Source organism: Polaribacter sp. Asnod6-C07 (assembly GCF_045063625.1).
GTDB classification, from domain to species: Bacteria; Bacteroidota; Bacteroidia; order Flavobacteriales; family Flavobacteriaceae; genus Polaribacter; species Polaribacter vadi_A.
Genome location: NZ_JBEFOF010000005.1, coordinates 416,719 through 436,661, shown reverse-complemented (window position 1 = coordinate 436,661; position 19,943 = coordinate 416,719). Strand labels below are relative to the sequence as shown.

At 28.0% G+C, this 19,943-nt stretch carries 18 protein-coding genes; 13 read left to right on the top strand and 5 right to left on the bottom strand.

The genetic code is table 11. The features are described 5' to 3' along the window. Positions 1-11 precede the first annotated feature (11 nt). The 5 genes from ACJJVK_RS01830 (at position 12) to ACJJVK_RS01810 (ending at position 5,627) form a co-directional block, all read left to right on the top strand. Complete coding sequence (locus tag ACJJVK_RS01830) at positions 12-1,370, top strand: lipopolysaccharide assembly protein LapB (RefSeq protein ID WP_215993009.1); 1,359 nt, start codon at positions 12-14, stop codon at positions 1,368-1,370. Next, on the top strand, positions 1,370-1,933 hold the full coding sequence (gene lptC / locus ACJJVK_RS01825) for an LPS export ABC transporter periplasmic protein LptC (protein WP_405562559.1): 564 nt from the start codon (positions 1,370-1,372) through the stop codon (positions 1,931-1,933). The genes ACJJVK_RS01830 and lptC overlap by 1 nt, the downstream gene beginning before the upstream one ends. A gap of 3 nt (positions 1,934-1,936) precedes the next feature. Beyond that, entirely contained in the window at positions 1,937-2,140 is a 204-nt protein-coding gene (locus ACJJVK_RS01820) for a hypothetical protein (protein ID WP_215993011.1), read from the top strand. Positions 2,141-2,152: 12 nt separating this feature from the next. Next, positions 2,153-3,418: a hemolysin family protein gene (locus tag ACJJVK_RS01815; RefSeq protein ID WP_405562557.1), complete on the top strand. Its 1,266-nt coding sequence runs from the start codon at positions 2,153-2,155 to the stop codon at positions 3,416-3,418. 121 nt (positions 3,419-3,539) lie between these two features. Continuing rightward, the gene (locus ACJJVK_RS01810) at positions 3,540-5,627 is read left to right on the top strand and encodes a peptidylprolyl isomerase (RefSeq protein ID WP_405562555.1); all 2,088 of its coding nucleotides are present in this window, start codon (positions 3,540-3,542) and stop codon (positions 5,625-5,627) included. A 148-nt stretch (positions 5,628-5,775) separates the two neighbouring features. Here the strand turns inward: ACJJVK_RS01810 and rho are convergent, their stop codons facing one another. Further along, positions 5,776-7,437: a transcription termination factor Rho gene (rho, locus tag ACJJVK_RS01805; protein ID WP_405562553.1), complete on the bottom strand. Its 1,662-nt coding sequence runs from the start codon at positions 7,435-7,437 to the stop codon at positions 5,776-5,778. Between the two features lie 202 nt (positions 7,438-7,639). Here rho and ACJJVK_RS01800 point away from each other — a divergent pair, with 202 nt between their 5' ends. The 4 genes from ACJJVK_RS01800 (at position 7,640) to ACJJVK_RS01785 (ending at position 11,791) form a co-directional block, all read left to right on the top strand. Further along, entirely contained in the window at positions 7,640-8,071 is a 432-nt protein-coding gene (locus ACJJVK_RS01800) for a DUF4293 domain-containing protein (RefSeq protein WP_215993825.1), read from the top strand. Positions 8,072-8,338: 267 nt separating this feature from the next. After that, complete coding sequence (locus ACJJVK_RS01795; RefSeq protein ID WP_405562551.1) at positions 8,339-9,004, top strand: response regulator; 666 nt, start codon at positions 8,339-8,341, stop codon at positions 9,002-9,004. Positions 9,005-9,173: 169 nt separating this feature from the next. Next, positions 9,174-9,860 (top strand): hypothetical protein, encoded by a 687-nt coding sequence (locus tag ACJJVK_RS01790; protein WP_405562550.1) that lies wholly within the window; start codon positions 9,174-9,176, stop codon positions 9,858-9,860. Between the two features lie 107 nt (positions 9,861-9,967). Then, entirely contained in the window at positions 9,968-11,791 is a 1,824-nt protein-coding gene (locus tag ACJJVK_RS01785; protein WP_405562549.1) for a tetratricopeptide repeat protein, read from the top strand. Here ACJJVK_RS01785 and ACJJVK_RS01780 read toward each other — a convergent pair. Continuing rightward, on the bottom strand, positions 11,778-12,275 hold the full coding sequence (locus ACJJVK_RS01780; protein WP_405562548.1) for a metallophosphoesterase family protein: 498 nt from the start codon (positions 12,273-12,275) through the stop codon (positions 11,778-11,780). The genes ACJJVK_RS01785 and ACJJVK_RS01780 overlap by 14 nt on opposite strands. Before the next feature lie 63 nt (positions 12,276-12,338). Between ACJJVK_RS01780 and truA the strand changes: the two genes are divergently transcribed. From truA to ACJJVK_RS01765, 3 genes are all read left to right on the top strand, one after another. Further along, positions 12,339-13,064 (top strand): tRNA pseudouridine(38-40) synthase TruA, encoded by a 726-nt coding sequence (truA, locus tag ACJJVK_RS01775; RefSeq protein ID WP_405562546.1) that lies wholly within the window; start codon positions 12,339-12,341, stop codon positions 13,062-13,064. 3 nt (positions 13,065-13,067) lie between these two features. Next, a complete protein-coding gene (locus tag ACJJVK_RS01770) occupies positions 13,068-14,834 on the top strand; it encodes an ABC transporter ATP-binding protein (RefSeq protein ID WP_405562544.1) in 1,767 nt (588 codons plus the stop codon). Between the two features lie 137 nt (positions 14,835-14,971). Then, positions 14,972-15,412, top strand: a complete 441-nt coding sequence (locus ACJJVK_RS01765; protein WP_405562543.1) for a hypothetical protein — start codon at positions 14,972-14,974, stop codon at positions 15,410-15,412. A gap of 62 nt (positions 15,413-15,474) precedes the next feature. Here the strand turns inward: ACJJVK_RS01765 and cdaA are convergent, their stop codons facing one another. The 3 genes from cdaA to ACJJVK_RS01750 all read right to left on the bottom strand — a co-directional run bounded on the left by cdaA (position 15,475) and on the right by ACJJVK_RS01750 (position 17,780). Beyond that, positions 15,475-16,251, bottom strand: a complete 777-nt coding sequence (gene cdaA / locus ACJJVK_RS01760; protein ID WP_215993817.1) for a diadenylate cyclase CdaA — start codon at positions 16,249-16,251, stop codon at positions 15,475-15,477. Between the two features lie 51 nt (positions 16,252-16,302). Next, positions 16,303-16,908, bottom strand: coding sequence for an ExbD/TolR family protein (locus tag ACJJVK_RS01755; protein ID WP_405562541.1), 606 nt, complete (start codon positions 16,906-16,908; stop codon positions 16,303-16,305). A gap of 143 nt (positions 16,909-17,051) precedes the next feature. Then, positions 17,052-17,780: a DJ-1/PfpI family protein gene (locus ACJJVK_RS01750; protein ID WP_405562539.1), complete on the bottom strand. Its 729-nt coding sequence runs from the start codon at positions 17,778-17,780 to the stop codon at positions 17,052-17,054. A 237-nt stretch (positions 17,781-18,017) separates the two neighbouring features. Between ACJJVK_RS01750 and ACJJVK_RS01745 the strand changes: the two genes are divergently transcribed. Beyond that, the gene (locus ACJJVK_RS01745) at positions 18,018-19,937 is read left to right on the top strand and encodes a CocE/NonD family hydrolase (RefSeq protein ID WP_405562538.1); all 1,920 of its coding nucleotides are present in this window, start codon (positions 18,018-18,020) and stop codon (positions 19,935-19,937) included. Positions 19,938-19,943: the final 6 nt, after the last annotated feature.

Here is a 19,943-nt window from a genome sequence, read left to right as displayed (position 1 = left end):
AATAAAAAAAAATGAAGAAAATTACGTTTTTATTAGCTGTTACAGCATTTTTAGTTACAGCAAAAACAAATGCACAAGAAGACGCAAATAGAGAATGTCAAATTAAGTACAATCTTTTTAGAGGAGATTTTAAGTCTAAAAAATACGATGAAGCTTTTGTAAATTGGACATACTTAATGGAAAACTGTCAAGATTTATCTGTAAACATCTATAAAAATGGTTCTACTTTAGCAGAAGATGTTAAGAAAGATCCTGTTTTAGCTAAAAAAGTTTACGAACAAAGACTTAAATATTTTCCAGAACATCATGATACTAAAAATAATCTTGCAAAAGCACATAGTGATTATGCAACTTATTTAATTAAAAATAAGTTAGCTTCTGATGATGAGGTTTTCAATATTTTAGAAACTGCTTATAAAATATCTCCTAAGGATATGAGTGTAAAAAATATTTACAAATATTTTCAAGGAGTTACAGATAAATATAAAGACGTAGAACCACAAAAGGTTTTTGATACTTATGATGACGTAATTGAATCTGTAGGAGAAAAATTAGATGATTATACTAAGAAAATTATCAAACTTACAGCAGATTCAACAAAAGTTTTAAGCGCAAAAGAAAAAAGATATTTAAGAGCTTATACTATTAACTCTAAAGCTTTAGGTCAAGTAGAGGGTGGTTTAGATAATATTATTTCTGTAATTGCAACTTGCGAGAGATTAATACCAATTTATCAAAGAGATTTCGAAGCAAATAAAACAAATGCAGTATGGTTAAGAAGAGCAGTGTCTAGAATGTTTAATAAAGGTTGTCAAGAAGACCCTTTATTCGAAACTTTAGCTAAAGCTTATGCAGAGGCTACACCTTCACCAGATTCTTATTCTTTTTACGCAGGTATTTTAGAAAAGAATGGAGATGCAAGTGGTGCTGCTGAAATGAGACAAAAAGCATTTGATTTAGAAACAGATCCTTTAAAGAAAGCAAAAACAAAATTAAAGTTTGCACAAGCAGCATTAGCTAGAGGTCAAAAATCTAAAGCTAGAAGTTTAGCAAGAGAAGCTTTAAAATTTAACCCAAATTACGGTAAAGCATATTTATTAATAGGTAGAGCATATCAATCTAGTGTAAATAGTTGTGGTTCTGATGAGTTTGAAAAAAGAATGGTTTATGCTGCTGCATTAAGACAAGCACAAAGAGCATCTTCTGTAGACCCAAGTATTTCTTCTACAGCAAGAAAATACATTGCAACTTATAGAGCTAACTTACCTAGTAAAAAAGTGATTTTTACAGCAAATAGAAAAGTAGGTGAGTCTTACACAATAAAATGTTGGATTGGAGAAACTGTTAAGGTTGCTTCTAGTGGCAAATAATGAGAATTAAAAATAAAATATTATTACAAAGCACTGCTGTTATTTTAACAGTAGTGTTTTTTTCTTGTTCTAAAGATACCCAAAAAGCTAGAGATTTTTTGGCTGATAAAAATTTACCAATTGGTACTTCTAAAAATGCATTTCATGTTTATAAAGATTCTGGCAGAGTAACATCTAAATTGATTACACCTTTAATGTTAGATTTTAGTAACAGAAAAGAGCATCCTTACAGAGAGTTTCCAACAGGTATTAAAATAATTAATTTCGAAAATAAAGGGTTAGATTCTGTTACAGTAATAGGCGATTATGCCCTTTCATACGCAACAACATCTATATCAGAAATTAGAGGTAATGTAGTTGTTGTAAATCATACAGATAATTCTAGATTAGAAACAGAACAATTATTTTGGGATCAGAAAACAAAATATTTTGTATCAGAAAAAGCATTTAAACTTACTAAAGAAAAAGACACTATTTTTGGTGTTGGTTTTGAGTCTAAAGACGATTTAACAAAGCACTTGGCTAAAAAAACAACTGGTAAATTAGAAACTTCAGAAGAATAAATTATGAATAAAATTTGGAAATTTTTTCAATACGGATATTTAATGGTTGCTTTTATATGTGTAATAGAAGCTATAGTTCGTTGGAATTCAGAGAGAACAAGAGCATATTTTTTTCTTGGTTTTGCAATTTTTATTACATTAGTGTTTTTCTTTAAAAGACATTTTAGAAAAAAAGTTCAGCAAAGAAATAATCAAAATAAGAAATAATATAAATCTTTAATGGAGGTTGAACTCATAATTATTATTATATCAATCTTGTTATCTGCATTCTTTTCAGGTATGGAAATTGCATTTGTATCTGCCAACAAAATGCATATAGAATTAGAAAAGAAAAGAGAAGGTTTTATACCTAAAATACTTACCAAAATAACTCAAAAATCATCAAAGTTTATTACTACAATGTTAGTGGGTAATAATATTTCTTTGGTAATTTACAGTTATTATATGGGCGAATTTCTTTTAAGATTTATACCCACAAATTCATTTAACGAGTTTTCTTTATTACTTCTACAAACAATAATCTCTACAATTGTAATTTTAGTTACAGCAGAGTTTTTACCAAAAGCAATATTTAGAATTTATGCAAATGAGGTTTTAAAAGTTTTTGCTTTTCCTGCATATATTTTTTATAATTTATTTCATTTCTTTTCTGAGTTTATTACAATGATTTCTGACTTTTTTCTGCGTGTTTTTTTTAAAACAAACGCAGACGAACAACAAACAGAGTTTAGTAAAGAAGAATTAGGTATTTATATTAATGAACAATTAGAAACAGGTAATGATGATGATGAAATGGATTCTGAAATCCAAATTTTTCAAAACGCATTAGTTTTTCAGAATGTAAAAGCTAGAGAAGTTATGGTGCCAAGAACAGAAATTATTTCTGTAGAAATGCACGAAACAGTAACAAATTTAAAAAAGATTTTTATAGAAACTGGTTTGTCTAAAATTTTGGTTTACAAAACTTCTTTAGATGATGTGGTTGGTTATGTAAATGCATTCGAATTATTTAAAAAACCAAAATCTATAAAATCTATTTTATTGCCTTTAGAAATTGTGCCAGAATCTATGATGATTAATGATATTCTAAACACTTTAATGAAAAAAAGAAAAAGTGTTGCTGTTGTTGTTGATGAATATGGAGGTACTTCTGGTATGATAACTGTAGAAGATATTGTAGAAGAATTGTTCGGTGAAATTGAAGATGAACACGACTCTCAAGAATTTTTAGAAGAAAAAATAAATGAAGATACATTTAACTTTTCTGCAAGGTTAGAGGTAGATTATTTAAATGAAGAGTATGATTTAAATATTCCTAAATCTGAAGCTTACGAAACTTTAGGAGGTTTTATTATTGAGCACACAGAAAATATACCCGAAGAAAAAGAATTGATTGATATTGAAGGTTTTGAGATTAAAATCTTAAAAATGAGTGGAGCAAAAATTAATGAAGTTTCCATAAAATTACCTAATAAAGAAGATTAAAAATCAGCTTCTTTTTAGCGCCAAAAAAAACTACATATTTCAACTAACTATTTAGTGTTAATTGGTTTGCAAAATTAAAACCAAAAATCGTATATTCGCCCACTGAAAATAAATAAAAAGAATGGCAATTTTATCAAAAATTAGAGAACGTTCAATGTTCTTACTTATCATTATTGGATTAGCACTTTTTGCTTTTGTATTAGATCCATCAACACTTGGAGATTTTTTTAACTCAAGTAAAGTAAATGAAATTGGTGAAGTAGATGGGGAAGCAATTTCTAGACAAGAATTTGCAAATGAATTAGAAGCATATAAGCAGCAAACAGGTAATAGAGTTTCTGAAATGCAAGCAGCCAAAACTGTTTGGGATAATATTGTTAGAAAAAAAATATATTCTAATCAATTAGATCAAGCAGGTATTACAATTGGTGAAGAAGATGTTTGGAATCAAGTAGTAAGTGCACAATTTGTACAAAGTAATCCTCAATATCAAAACGAAGCAGGTTTATTTGATGAATCTAAATTCAAACAATTTTTAGCAGATACTAAAGAGAATAATACAGAATTGTGGTCTCAATGGGCAGGTTATATGAACCAAATTAGAGATAATTCTGAAAGAGATACTTATAATAATTTAGTAACTGCAGGTTTAGGAGCTTCTTTAAAAGAAGGAGAGCAAGAATATATGATAGAGAACACTAAATTAAATGCTCAATTTGTATATGTACCATATACTTCTATTGCAGATAGTTTAGTAAAAATAAAAAAGTCTGAAGTTGAGGCATATGTTAAAGCACATTCAGATGACTTTAAAGTAGAAGCATCTAGAGATATATCTTATGTAAAGTTTGATATTGTTGCATCTTCAGAAGATGAGCAAGCAATAAAAGCAGATGTTGCAACTTTAATAGAAGATTTTAAAACTACAGATAATGATGCAGTGTTTTTATCAGAAAATGATTCTGATACTAGTATTAATCCTAACTATCAATATAAAAGTTCTGTAAATCAAATAGTAGCAAATCTTATTTTTGATGGTAATAAAGGTGATGTTGTTGGTCCATACAAAGACAAGGAATATTTTAAAATTTCTAAAGTTTTAGAAGTTACTCAAATGCCAGACTCTGTTAAGGCAAGTCATATTTTAATCCCTTATATGGGAGCTCAAAGTGCAGCTGCAGATGTAACTAGAACAGAAGAGGAAGCTAAAAAATTAGCAGATAGTCTTTACAATGTTGTAAAAAGAAGAAAAAGTAAATTTGGTAGTTTAGCTAAAGATTTTTCTTCGGATTTAGGTTCAGGTGCAAAAGAAGGAGATTTAGATTGGTTTAATTATGCTAGAATGACGCCTAAGTTTAGAGATTATACTTTTCAAGGTAAAAAAGGAGATATAGGTGTTGTGCAAACTCCATTTGGTTTTCATATCATTAAAATTGATGATCAGAAAAACAAACAAAAAGTTTTAAAATTAGCTACTTTTAGTAGAAAAATTGAAGCTTCTGAAGCAACTGAAAATGCTGTATTTAGAAATGCTAAAGAATTTGAATTAGCAGTTTCTCAAGGAAATGATTTTTCTGAAGTTGTTAAAGAGAAAAATTATATTACTAAACCAGCTGTTGGTTTAAAATCTTTAGATGAAAATGTACCAGGAATTGGTAATCAAAGACAAATTGTAAGTTGGGCTTTTAATACTGATTCAGAAATTGGTAGTTTTAAAAGTTTTGATTTAGAAGGTAGTCATATTGTTGCAGTTGTTACTGCTGCAGAATCTAAAGGGTTAATGTCTGTAACAAAAGCAGCAGGTAGAGTTAAACCTATTTTAATAAACGAAAAGAAGGCAGCATTATTAAAAGATAAATTACAAGGTTCAGATTTAACTGAAATTGCTACTGCAAACAGTGTAAGTATTAGAACAGCAAGTAATGTAACATTAAAAAGCCCTACACTTTCTGGAGTAGGAGTAGAGCCTAAAATAGTAGGTGCAATGTACAATGCAGAGCTAAATAAAATTTACAATTCAATAGAAGGTACAAGAGGAGTTTATGCTTTTAAACTTACTAATAAAGAATTACCAACTGCTTTGCCAAATTATGATGCAAACAGAAAGAGAATTGCTGAGTCTAGAAAAAGATTAACTTATAAAATTTACGAAGCTATTAAAGAAGCTTCAGCTGTAGAAGATAATAGAGATATTATGTATAGTAATTAATATTCTTTTAATTTATCATATAAAAAATCCGTTCTTTTTAGAACGGATTTTTTGTTTTATATAGTTTTTAAACATCAGAAATTATTAAACATAAAAAAACCTTTTAGAACTATTCTAAAAGGTTTTTTTATGTTTAATAATTTAATTCCTATCCATTCATAGAAATTAGAAATTCATCGTTATTCTTAGAGAATTTAATTCTATCATTAATAAATTCCATTGCTTCTATAGGGTTCATATCAGCAAGATATTTACGTAAAACCCACATTCTTTGTACAGTTTTGGCATCTAGCAATAAATCGTCTCTTCTTGTAGAAGATTTAATTAAATCAATAGCAGGGTAAATTCTTCTATTAGAAATATTTCTATCTAACTGAAGTTCCATATTACCTGTACCTTTAAATTCTTCGAAAATTACTTCGTCCATTTTAGAACCAGTTTCAGTAAGTGCAGTAGCAATAATTGTTAAAGAACCACCACCTTCAATATTTCTTGCAGCACCAAAAAAACGTTTTGGTTTGTGTAGAGCATTAGCATCTATACCACCAGAAAGTATTTTTCCAGATGCAGGAGCAACAGTATTGTAAGCTCTAGCTAAACGTGTAATAGAATCTAAAAGAATAACTACATCATGCCCACATTCTACTAAACGTTTTGCTTTTTCTAAAACAATGTTTGCAACTCTTACGTGTTTGTCTGCAGGTTCATCAAAAGTAGAAGCTACAACTTCTCCACGAACACTTCTTTGCATATCTGTAACCTCTTCTGGGCGTTCATCAATCAATAATACAATTTGATAAACTTCTGGATGATTTTTAGCGATTGCATTAGCAACGTCTTTTAAAAGCATTGTTTTACCCGTTTTTGGTTGGGCAACAATCATACCTCTTTGTCCTTTTCCAATAGGCGAAAATAAATCTATTATTCTTGTAGATAAAGAACTACCTTTTTCTGCTAAATTGAATTTTTCTTGAGGAAATAAAGGTGTTAAATGCTCAAAAGAAACACGGTCTCTAACAATGTTAGGATTTAATCCGTTAATTTTTGATACCCTGATTAAAGGGAAATATTTTTCGCCTTCTTTTGGTGGGCGAACATTACCTCTTACTGTATCTCCTGTTTTTAAACCAAATAATTTAATTTGAGATTGAGATACATAAATATCATCAGGTGATGATAAATAGTTATAATCTGAAGAACGTAAAAAACCATAACCATCAGGCATCATTTCTAAAACACCTTCACTCTCTATAATTCCATCAAATTCAAAATCTGGGTCTCTGTATCTATTGCCAGATTTATGTCTGTTAGAATTATTTTTAGCGTTGTTTTGGTTATTATTCTTGTTTTTATTATTCTGTTGATTGTTGTTTCTTGGCTGGTTTTTAGCAGCTCTTGGTGGGTTGTTATGCGCAGGTTTTTGTTCTTTTGTTTCTTTAACTTCTGGCTTTTTTACAACTTCAGTTTTATTCTCTTTAGAAACCTCTTTTTTAACAGTTCGTTTAACTGGTGTTTTCTTTTCTTGAACAGGAGGAGCTTTAACTTCAGCTTTTTCTTCAACAACAGGTTTTTGGGCTGCAACTGCAGGCGCTTTTTTTACAACTCTTTTCCTTTTAGGTTTTTCTGTTTTAGGCTTTTCTTCAGCAGGTGTAGTGGTTTTTGCTGAATCTGGATTAGAGGCTTGCGTATCTAAAATTTGATAAACTAGATCTAATTTTTTTAATTGACTCGTTTTTGTAAGCCCAATGGATTTTGCAATTACTTGCAAATCAGCAATAGTTTTTGCTTTTAGTTCAGAAATTTCGAACATTTATGTATTTATTAAGTTATGATAAATCTTAAACTTTTAAGATATTTAAAAATTGTTTACTTGATTTTTTTAATTATTGTATATAGTACTATACAATATTTTGTGTGCGGTTATTATAATAACAAATATAAACTTTTTTTTTAACTTACAACTTTTCTTTTTTTAAAAAAGAAATTCTACTTTTGTTGAGTAATATTATGATATGATACAAAGAATACAATCTATTTATTTATTATTAGCATCTGTTGTTTCTGGAGGCTTAATTTTTGTATTTAATTTATGGAATACAATTAAAGAAAAAATATTTGTTGTAGATTTGTTTTCGAAAGAAGCAATTACTTTAAATGTAATTCCTTTTATGTTCATTTTGTCTGCTATTTTATCAATAGTAACTATTTTTTTATTTAAGAATAGAAAACTACAATTTGTAGTTGGCAGAATTATAATTTTGATAAATCTTTTTTTATTAGGTTTATTGATTTATTTGTCTCTAAATTTATCTGGAGAAACAAATGTTTCTGAGAAAGGTATTGGGATGTTTTTACCAATTTTGGCTATTTTGCTTGTTGTTTTGGCAAATAAAGCTATTAAAAAGGATGAAGATCTCGTGAAATCTGTAGACAGATTGCGATAAAACTAACAAATAGTATATTTAGTGCGAAAAAAACCGAGAAATTTTCTCGGTTTTTTGCATTTTAAAGAAATAATATTTAGTTTATATTTATCAATTCTTAATAAAATGTTGTAAAACATGTTTTAATAAATTTCTGATAATTAGTTTGTTAAAATATTTTCCTCCCTATTTATAGGGAAAGGACTCCCCATTTATAGGGAGAAGAAAATTTCACCATAAATGGGGATTGTGTAATGCTAAAAACTAGTTTAAATTTGTAAAGTAACAATGAAAAATAAGATATACGTTCATGTAGCTGATGACCATAAAATTGTGATTGATGGTATTATAGCTGTATTAAATACTGATAAAGATATAGAAATAAGAGGATATTCTCTTACAGGTAAAGAAGTAACAAACTGGTTCGAAAATGATCAAAACCAAGCAGATGTTTTAATACTCGATATTACAATGCCAATTTTAGATGGTATAGGAGTTTTAAAGTATTTCAAAAAAAACAGAATCAGACAAAAAGTTATTATTTTATCTAGCTATGATGATATTAAAATTGTTCAAGAAATGTTAAGCCTAGGTTGTAAAGGTTACATTACAAAAAACAATGCAGGAGAACACATCATAGAAGCTATTAAAACTGTAGCAAATGGAGAGCAATATTTTAGTCCTAACATTCAAAGGCAATTATTAAAAACTTTAGCAGGTCAACAAGTTGAAGAAGGTGCTCTACCAGAAAATTTTCTAATAGATACCTTAACAGACAGAGAATTAGATGTATTAAAATTAATTACAAAACAATTCAATACATCAGAAATTGCAGATACTCTTAATTTGGGTATTAGCACAGTAGATACATATAGAAAAAGTTTATTAAGAAAATTAAAAGTAAAAAATGCAGTAGGTCTAGCAATGTATGCAGTAAAAAATAAAATAGTATAAGCCTTCCCCCAATTGGTTTAATTTAATCGTATTTCACCTCTTTAGCTATTTTCATGGTTAATCCCTAAAAGATTTGAAAAAGATTTCCCCAATATTTCTATTTATTGTGTGCATTGTAAAACTTACTTTTTATGAATCCAATAATAAAGTATTATTAAAAACCTTAACCATGAAAAAAATTAGTTTATTAGTATTAATTGCAACAGTAGCATTCGTATTCACATCTTGTTCAAATGAAGAAACTACACAGGTAGAAAACCAAAACGTTAGCTTATTAAAAACTTTTGAAGTTAAAAGAGATGCTACAGGTGCATATTCTGTTAATTTTGATGTTTCAGACAATACTAAAATTGATAAATTTACTGACCTATCAGAAAATAAAAGCGAATTTCATTTAACATCATCAGATTTATTTACTCAAAAAAGTGTTTCAGAAGAATTATTAATCGATAATAATAATTTAAAAGTAGGTTTTGTTGATGCAAATACAAATGGTAGAAAATTAATTTCTATTACAGACGACAATATTTCTTTCTTAAGTAAGTCAGAAGATTCTAAAAAATTATCAAATTATAGTGTAATATCAAACGAAGATGGTACTTATAATTTAGCCTTTAGTGTAAAAAATAATGTAGAAGTAACTTTTGTTTATAATGAAGGGGTTGCTACTTATGAGGTGCATTTAGAAGATGGTAAAAGTGCAGATTTAGATTTTATTAGAACTTTAGAGAAAGAAGAAGATTCTCCTTTAAAAATAGATTTTGTAAATCATATTTCAAATGAAAATGCTAAATCTTCTTCAGAATCTCAAATAAGAAAACCAAGAATTCTTGTAGATACGAATGATCAATTTTAAAATTTTGAAAAAGTTAATTCTCTTTGTCTGAAGAGTTGATGTACACTTGTTTTATTTATAATTATTTGAAAAAAAAATATCTTATATTAATACTTTTTTTCTTTTCTATGCATCTAATTAATGCTAAAGAGAGAGAAAAAATAAAAATTGGAGAAGTCTTAAAACTTGAGACCTCTTCAGTTTTTTCTATTAAAAAAGATTCTTTATTAATTAAGTCAAAATTTGATAAAATATCTGATTTAAATAAAAAACAAGAATATTTTAAAGCTTTAGAAGAAGCATTAAAACTTTTAGAGGAAAGTAAAAAACTCAAAAGCAACTATTGGATTTTTAAATGTAATTACTTGATTGCAGAAATTTATAGAAAAACCAATAGATTTCAAAAAGCTATAGAATATTTTAATCAATCGTTACTGAAAATACGTTTATCTAAAGTTGATAAAAACTATATTAAATTTTCAGATTTTGATTATTTTAATTCATTATTACAACTTGGTACTTCATACCATGCAATGCATGTTTCTATTAATTTTAATAAAAACCATTCAAAAAAAGATAGTATTAGATTAGCTTACAAAAAGAAAAGTTATATAGATAGTGCAATGGCTATTTATAAAAAAATAGAGAAATTACCTAGTGTTAATCGAGAAGTTGAAGTTTTAAAAGGTACTGCTTTTAATAATATTTCAAATATTTATGAAGAAGATTCATTATTTACAAAAGCAGAATATTATGCATTAAAAGCAATAGAAATTCATAAAAAAAATAAGGATAAACTAAAAATTGCTACATCCTTAAATAAATTGGGAAATATATCTTTATCTCAAAAAAAATATCAAAAAGCAAAAAAAATATATATAGAAGCAATAGAATTAATAAAATATAATAACAATTCAACAGCAATTAGAAGAAAAGCTAATTTGTATTATAATTTGGCTTGGGCAATGCGAAATCTAGAAGAATTTGAGGCGTATGATTTCCAAGAAAAATTTTATGAAATTGAAGAAAATGAAAGGGATAAAGAATTTAGGGGAATTATAGAAGAAATTAGCGCCAAATATGATGTAGATGTAGCAGAAAGTAGAGTTAGGCAAGAAGAAGAAAATAAAAGGTTAAAATCTCAAAAATTTTTTTGGAATGCAGCAATAATAGCTGTCATAGTAATTATCTCTCTAGCTTATTGGCTTGCATTAAATAGTCTTAAACAAAAAAACTTAGCATTAAGTTTATCACAAACAAAGTTAATTCAAGATCAAAATATAGAGAAGCTTAAATCTGAATCTCAAGTAAGAGTTTTAAATGCTACTATAGATGGTAAAGAATCAGAAAGAAAGCAAATAGCAGAAACTTTACACGATAGTGTAAGTGCATTACTGTCATCTGCAAACCTTCATTTACAAGCTACTAGAAAACAGTTTACTAATGTGCCTGTAGAAATTGACAAAACTCAAGAAATAATTTTAGAAGCTTCTCAGAAAATAAGAGATCTTTCTCATACTTTAGTCTCATCAGTTTTATTAAAATTTGGTCTTACATTTGCAATTAAAGACATTGCAGAAAAATATTCGAATTCAGAATTAAATATCGAAACCGAAATTAATAATGTAGATAGATATCATCAAAATTTCGAAATTAAAGTTTATAATATTATACAAGAATTTGTAAATAATATTCTAAAACACAGTAAAGCAGATAACGCTCTTATTGAATTAGAGCAAAAAGGTGAAACATTATTTATTACAATTTCTGATGATGGTATTGGGTTTGATAAAATAAAAATAACATCAAAGGATGGATTAGGTTTAAATCAGATTGATGCTCGAATTCAAATGATGAAAGGTAAGTTTAAGATTGATTCTTCAAAAAACAACGGAACTCAAATATCTGTAGAGTTACCAGTTTTAGAAAAAGAAGAACCTAACCTCGTTTAGCTAATTCAATAATTTCTAAATTTTTTATTTCTCCTTTTTGCAGTTCAAAACGAAGCATAGTTCTAACTTTATGAAAACCGTGGTTACCAGCTGCACCAGGATTTAAATGCAATAGGTTTAATTTTTTATCATATTGTACTTTTAAAATATGAGAATGCCCTGCAATAAATATTTTTGGAGGGTTTTTACTGATTTCATCACGAATTCTTAAATTATATTTATTAGGATACCCACCTATATGTGTCATCCAAACAGAAACATTTTCAACGTTAAATTTGTTGTCTAAAAGAAATTCAGTTCTAGCATTTTTATCGTCAATATTACCATAAACAGCACGTAGAGGTTTTAATTTTTTTATGGTATCTGTAACATCTAAATTGCCAATATCGCCTGCGTGCCAAACTTCATCAGCTTGTTTTACAAACTTTAAAATTTGATCATCAATATAACTATGCGTGTCTGATAATAATAAGATTTTTTTCACATTTCAAAAGTAATCATAACAAAATAAATTATGTAATTTTGGTATCTTCAAAAAAACATTTTCTTGAGATATTTTATAGAACTTTCTTACAATGGAAAAAAATATCATGGTTGGCAAATTCAACCTGATGTAGTTTCTGTACAAGAAAAGTTAAATTATGCTTTAAGTACTATTTTTCAAGAAAAAATAGAAGTTGTAGGTGCTGGAAGAACGGATACAGGTGTACATGCCACTCAAATGTTTGCACATTTTAATATTGATAAAGATTTAAAAGATAGAATTGTTTTTAAACTGAATTCAATTTTACCAAATGATATTTCTGTACAACAAGTTTTTTTGGTTGATGATGAAAAACATGCAAGATTCGATGCGAGTTCTAGAAGTTATGAATACAAAATTTGGTTAGGCAGAAATCCTTTTTTGTTAGATTTCTCTTGGCAAATTCATTCTCAAAAACCAAATATAACTTTAATGAATGAAGCTGCTGAATTACTTTTAGAATACACAAATTTTCAAACTTTTTCTAAAGTAAAAACAGAAGTGTACACTTTTAATTGCGATGTTACAGAAGCTTTCTGGCTACAAAAAGGAGATGAATTAACCTTCCATATATCAGCAAACCGTTTTTTAAGAAATATGGTAAGAGCAATTGTAGGTACTTTAGTAGATGTAGGTTTAGGTAAATTGTCTGTAGATGATTTTAGAACAATTATAGAAAGTAGAAATAGAGGTAATGCAGGGTTGTCAGTTCCTGCAAAAGGATTATTTTTAACAAAAATAAAATACTAAGTTTTGGCAGAAAAAACAGGAAATGCTTTTGATATGCAAATTTTTTCGAGACTAATGTCTTTTGCAAAACGCTATCGTTTGTATTTTTTTATTGCATCTTCATCAACTATATTATTAGCGCTATTTTCGGTTTTATCACCTTTGGTTTTAATAAATACAGTTAACGATTATATTTTATCTAACGATAAAGTTGGTTTAAGAAATTATGCCCTATTAATGTTTGGTATTTTATTAGTAGAAGTTTTATTACAATTTACTTTTATCTATTTCGCAAATTGGGTTGGTCAGCACATTATTAGAGATATTAGAGCTAAAATATTTAGACATATTTTACAGTTTAAAATGTCTTATTTTGATAATAATTCTGTGGGTAAATTAGTAACAAGAGTTGTTTCTGATATAGAAACTATTGCTGCTTTTTTTAGCAATGGAGTTTTTACTATTTTAAGTGATATTCTAAAAATGTTAGCGGTAACAGTAGTTATGTTAGTTTTAAACTGGAAACTAGCATTGATTACTTTATCAATTTTACCAATTTTAATTTATGCTACAAAATTATTCCAAGTTGCTATAAAAGCTACTTTTCAAGAAGTAAGAAATCAAGTTGCTAATTTAAACGGATTTGTACAAGAGCGAGTAACAGGAATGAAGATTGTACAACTCTTTAATCGTGAAAAAATAGAATATCAGAATTTTAAAGATATTAATGAGAAACATAAAAATGCAAATATTAAAACCATTTGGTATTTCTCTATCTTTTTTCCAATTGCAGAAATTTTATCATCAATAGGTATAGGATTAATCGTTTGGTTTGGTGGTGGACAAGTTGTGCAAGATTCAGGGATTTCTATTGGTATGATAATGGGTTTTATTCAATTTGCCCAAATGTTATTCAGACCTTTACGTCAAATTGCTGATAAATTCAATCAGTTACAAATGGGTATTGTTGCTGGTGAACGTGTTTTTAAAGTAATAGATACAGATAGCAGTATTGCTAAAAACGGAACAATAAAAGCTACAAATTTAAAAGGAGACATTAATTTAGAAAACGTAAGATTTAGTTACATTAAAGACGAAGAGGTTTTAAAAGGGATTAATTTAGATGTAAAATCGGGACAGACAATTGCAATTGTTGGTGCAACTGGTGCAGGTAAATCCACTATCATTAATTTAATAAATCGTTTTTATGAAATTGATTCTGGAACTATCAAAATAGACAATATTTCTTTGGATGACTATACTTTAGAGAGTTTAAGAAGTCAGGTTGCTATTGTTTTACAAGACGTTTTTTTGTTTTCAGATTCTATTCTAAATAATATCACTTTAAAAGATGAAAATATCACTTTAAAAGAGGTAGAAAAAGCGGCAAAACAAATTGGTATTCACGATTTTATTATGACACTTCCTGGTGGCTATCATTATAATGTAAAAGAAAGAGGAGCAATGTTATCTTCTGGGCAAAGACAATTAATTGCATTTTTAAGAGCTTATGTAAGTAAACCTAGTATCTTAATTTTAGACGAAGCCACTTCTTCTGTAGATGCTCACGCAGAACAAATGATTCAATATGCAACTGAAACTATTACAAAAGACAGAACATCTATTGTAATAGCGCACAGATTAGCTACAATAAAACAAGCCGATAAAATTATTGTTATGGATAAAGGTTTAATTGTTGAAGAAGGTTCTCATCAAGAATTATTAGAAAAAGAAAATGGCTATTATAAAAATCTTTACGACAAACAATTTAGTTTAGATGTCGCTTCTTAATTAGTTTTTTAAGTACTTAAAAACCAAATCTGCTCTAGTAAACGAGTTAAAAAAAGAATTTTTAGAGATAATAAACAAGTTATCATAAATCTATTTTTGTATCACAATTAGTTATTAATTAAAACAAAATAGAAATTATGAAAAAACTTGGATTATCAATATTAATAATGGCAACCTTAGTAGTTACATCTTGTAAAAACGAGACAAAGAAAGATATTAAAGAAGAAACTTCAGAAATTGGAAACGAAATAAACGAAGGTTTAGATGAAGCAGGAAAAGAGTTAAATGAATTTGGAGAAGATGTAAAATCTGCTTTTGATGATATAACAATTCCAGAATTCGATGATGAAGAAGCAGAGGCAAATTTAAGATCTTATGCAGCATACGTAAAATCGCAAATGGATAAAGGTGCAGAAAACATAAAAAACTCTGAGTTTGCAAAAGAAACTAACGAGTTTGCTGATAAAAGTGAGAAATTTATGGAAAACTTAGGTGCTGAAGCAAAAGCATCTTATAAAGCAACAATGGCAAAAATTAACGAAAAAGTTAAAGAAATTGAGGATGATATTGAAGATTAATTTATATCATTTTTAAAATATAAAAAAGTAAAGGCTCTCTAATTTAGGGAGTTTTTTTTATTTTAAATACTGTCTTTTTTAATCTTTTCTATTAATTCGTCTTGAGTAGTGTACAACACAAATTCACCATCTTTTATGTAAGAAATTTCGCCAGTTTCTTCAGATACTAATAAGCAAATTGCATCTGTTTTTTCACTAACACCAATAGCAGCTCTGTGCCTTAAACCAAATCTTGCAGGTATTTTTGTGCTATCAGAAATAGGTAAAACAACTCTAGTTGCTACCACATAATTATCTCTAATAATTGTTGCTCCATCATGTAAAGGGCTATTTTTAAAAAATATACTTTCTAAAATAACCTCATTTACTAAGGCATTCATTTGGTCTCCAGTATTAATTAAAAAATCTAAACTGTTGGTACGTTCAATAACAATTAATGCCCCAGTTTTATTTTTAGACATATTATTACAAGCTTTTACTATTTTTTCAGCTTCAATTTCAGAGCCAATTTCAGTCTGTAAAAACTTTAACTGCTTTAAAAAACTTCTTTTGTTAGAAAAGTTTGTAGTACCTATCATCAACAAAAACTTTCTAATTTCTTGCTGAAAAACAATAATTAATGCAATAACACCACCAGAAAGTAAATAGCCTAAAATACCACTTAACATTTCCATTTTTAAAGCTTGTGTAATTTTCCAGATTAAGAAAATAAGAGCAATACCAATAAAAATGTTAATGGCTACAGTACCTTTTAGTAATTTATAAATATAGTAGAGCAATGTTGCAACTAGCAAAACATCTAACACATCTAAAATAGAAAATTCAATAAAATCTAACACGCAATAGATTGATTTTAGGTAAAAGTACTAATAAATTCTCTGAGTACCATATCAGTTTTTTATATCTGCATCAGATAATAATAGCGGGTATTTTTCACGAATTAATTTTATTTTTACTTCTAGAGATTTATCTATATGATTTGTTTTTTTATAATCTTCTAGTAAGCTTACATAATTTTTAGCATACATTTTTACGGCCAATTTATTTCTTAAATGTGTATAAGCTGAGTTCAAGTTATCTAGCGTTAAAATATAAGTTTCATAATTGGTGTTTCTATCTGTTTTTACTGATATAAATGCTTTTGTTGGATGATCTGAAGAAGTTGTTAATTGATTTCCATTACACCAATCACAGGGCTTGTTTTGGTTATCTAAACCACCACCATTATCTATAAAGTCGATAGCAATTTGTTTTAAAGTTGTAGGAGATACAATTTCGCCCTCAACAAAAATTTCATTATTAAGGTTGATGTTTACCTCTAAAATGTTCTTGTCTTTAATGGTTAAAGCTGCTGCTGATGGATCTTTTTTCGGGATTTTTCGATTAATACCTGCATCTACATTCATAGTTGTAGTAACTAAAAAGAAAATTAATAATAAAAATGCGATGTCTGCCATTGAGCCTGCATTAATTTCTGGAGATTCTTTTCTACTCATAATACCTAGTTTTTAAAAGTTAATAAATTGGTTTTTTACCTCTTGATAAAATTCAAGAAGCTTATTAAAGTTTAGGTAAGTTGAGTTGATTGCGTTAACATTTCTTTAACAAAAAGAATGCCAAAAACCCAAGTTGAAAAATTTTATTCGATAATTAAATGAGGAACATTATCTAAATTCCAGTCAATTACTAATCCACCAGCTAAAGATTGGGCAATTTCTTTGCCATATAAAAATTCACATAAATACAGAGCAGCTTCAAAAGATTTTGCGCCACCTGCAGAAGTAATGTATTTATGATCGTGTACAAATAAAACCTCTTTTCTAATATCTAAATCAGGAAACATAGTTCTCATTTTATCAATATCCGAAGGAAAAGTTGTAGAAACTTTATTGTTCAATAATCCAGCTTTCGCTAAAACAAAAGCACCATCACAATGAGAAGTTACATATATTGCTTCTTTGTCAACTTGTTTTACAAAATTAATTAAAGCTTCATTTTCTAAGTCAGAATCTAAATGATGTTCTGCAGAAGGAACCACTAAAATGTCAATTTTTGGCAACGAATCTTTAAGATAATTAAAATCAGGTAACATTCTAATTCCTTCGAAAGTTGTAATAGTTTTATCAGTATTTGCAACTGTAAACACATTCATAGCTTTAATGTTTTCTCTGTAAATGGTGTGCTGAAAAATATCGAAAGGAGCCGTTAATTCTGTATTAAAAGTTCCATCCATTATTAAAAAAGCGACATTGTATCTATCTTCTATTAACTCAGGAAATTCTTTTTTTGACTGGTAAGTTTTATCAGTTTTGTGATTAGAACAACTAAAAAGTATAAATGTTAAAAGTAATAAAACAGTATTTTTCATAAGGATGTATTTCAAAAAGCACAATATAAAACATTACAAAAACTTTCTTAATAGAAATTTTTTGTAATTTAATATGAATTACAATTCTATCAATAAGTAATAAAAGTGTGGATTACTTCAATTTTTTTAACAGTAATTTTAAGAAATAATTATGATTTATCTAAATCTCTTAGTGCCCTTATCAGATTTTTTTAATTTAAGTTTTTGTAAGTTTATGACAACAAATCAAACACCATTATGAAAACAAAATTTATTGTATTTTTAGTAAGCATTTTTATATTCATTTCCTGTAATTCATCCACAGAAAAAGAAGTAAAAAAAGACACTTTTGTAGCAGATAATTATACAAAAAAAGAAGTAGATATAGAAATGAGAGATGGTAAAAAACTCCATACTACAATTTATTCTCCTAAAGATACTTCTAAAAAATATCCTATTTTAATGCAAAGAACACCTTATAGTTCTGCTCCTTATGGAGAAGGAAAAATGAAATCTAAAATTGGCCCAAATGTTCATTTAATGAAAGAAGGTAATATTGTGGTTTATCAAGATGTTAGAGGTAGATGGATGAGCGAAGGCGTTTACGATAATATGCGCGCTTACAAAACAAATAAAAAAGAAAATGAATCTGATGAGGTTTCTGACACTTATGACACGATTGATTGGTTAGTGAAAAACGTAGAAAATAATAATGGAAATGTTGGTACTTGGGGTATATCTTATCCTGGTCATTATGCAACAGTTTCTGCAATAGAAGCACATCCTGCATTAAAAGCGGCTTCTCCACAAGCTTGTATTGGCGATTTTTTCTTTGATGATTTTCATCATAATGGAGCATTTTTGCTAAGCTATTTTAGAGCAATTTCTCTTTTTGGTACTTATAAAGATGCACCAACTGATACTTCTTGGTATTCTTTTCCAAAGATGAATTCTCAAGATCAATATCAATTTTTCTTAGACAAAGGTCCTTTAAAAAACTTGAATGAATATTTTCAATATGATAAATTAGACGTAAATTCAACAGCTTCTAAAGATAGAATTGATGATTTTTTCTGGAAAGAAATTGTAGAACATCCAAATTATGATGAGAATTGGCAAAGTAAAGGAATTATTCAGCATATGGATAAAGTGCCAAGCACAGTAGCAACTATGATTGTTGGTGGTTGGTTTGATGCTGAAGATTTATATGGGCCTTTAGAAACTTATAAAGGAATAGAAAAAAACGGAAAAGAAAACTACAATACAATGGTTTTTGGTCCTTGGGATCATGGAAAATGGGCTAGAAATACTGTGAAAAATACGGTTGGTAATTATTATTTTGGCGATTCTATTTCCTTAAAATTTCAATCAGAAATAGAAACAAAATTCTTTAACCATTTCTTAAAAGGTAAAGGTGATAAAAATTCAGGTTTACCAGAAGCTTATGTTTTTGATTCAGGTAAAAAAGAATGGAAATCTTATGATTCTTGGCCGCCAAAAAATGTTGAGAAACAATCTTTTTTCTTAAATAGAAATCAAGGTTTAGCTAAAAAGCATGATGGTATACTTACAAAAGAAATAAAGTTTATTAGTGATATCAAACATCCTGTGCCTTATTCTGAGGATATTAAAACCGTTTTTACACCTAGAAAATACATGACAGACGATCAACGTTTTGCAGCAAGAAGGCCAGATGTTTTAGTATTTGAAACGGATATTTTAGACGAAGATTTTACATTAGCAGGTGATATTTTAGCAAAGTTAAAAGTAGCAACTACAGGTACTGCAGCAGATTGGGTTGTAAAGGTTATTGATGTTCACCCAACAGATACAAAAGAAGATAATGAAGGCTTACAAGATCATTTAAAAATGAGTAATTATCATTTAATGGTTAGGAGCGAAGTTTTAAGAGGACGTTTTAGAAATAGTTTTGCAAAACCACAACCTTTTAAACCTAACAAAAAAACGGATGTAAATATTAAATTGCAAGATGTTTTTCATACGTTTAAAAAAGGGCACAAATTACAGATTCAAGTGCAAAGTACTTGGTTTCCTTTAATCGATTTAAATCCACAGACTTATGTAGATAATATTTATAAAGCAGATGAGGCCGACTTTAAAACTCAAACTCACACTGTTTTTACAGATTCTAGTATAGAGTTTTCTGTCTTAAAATAACACAAA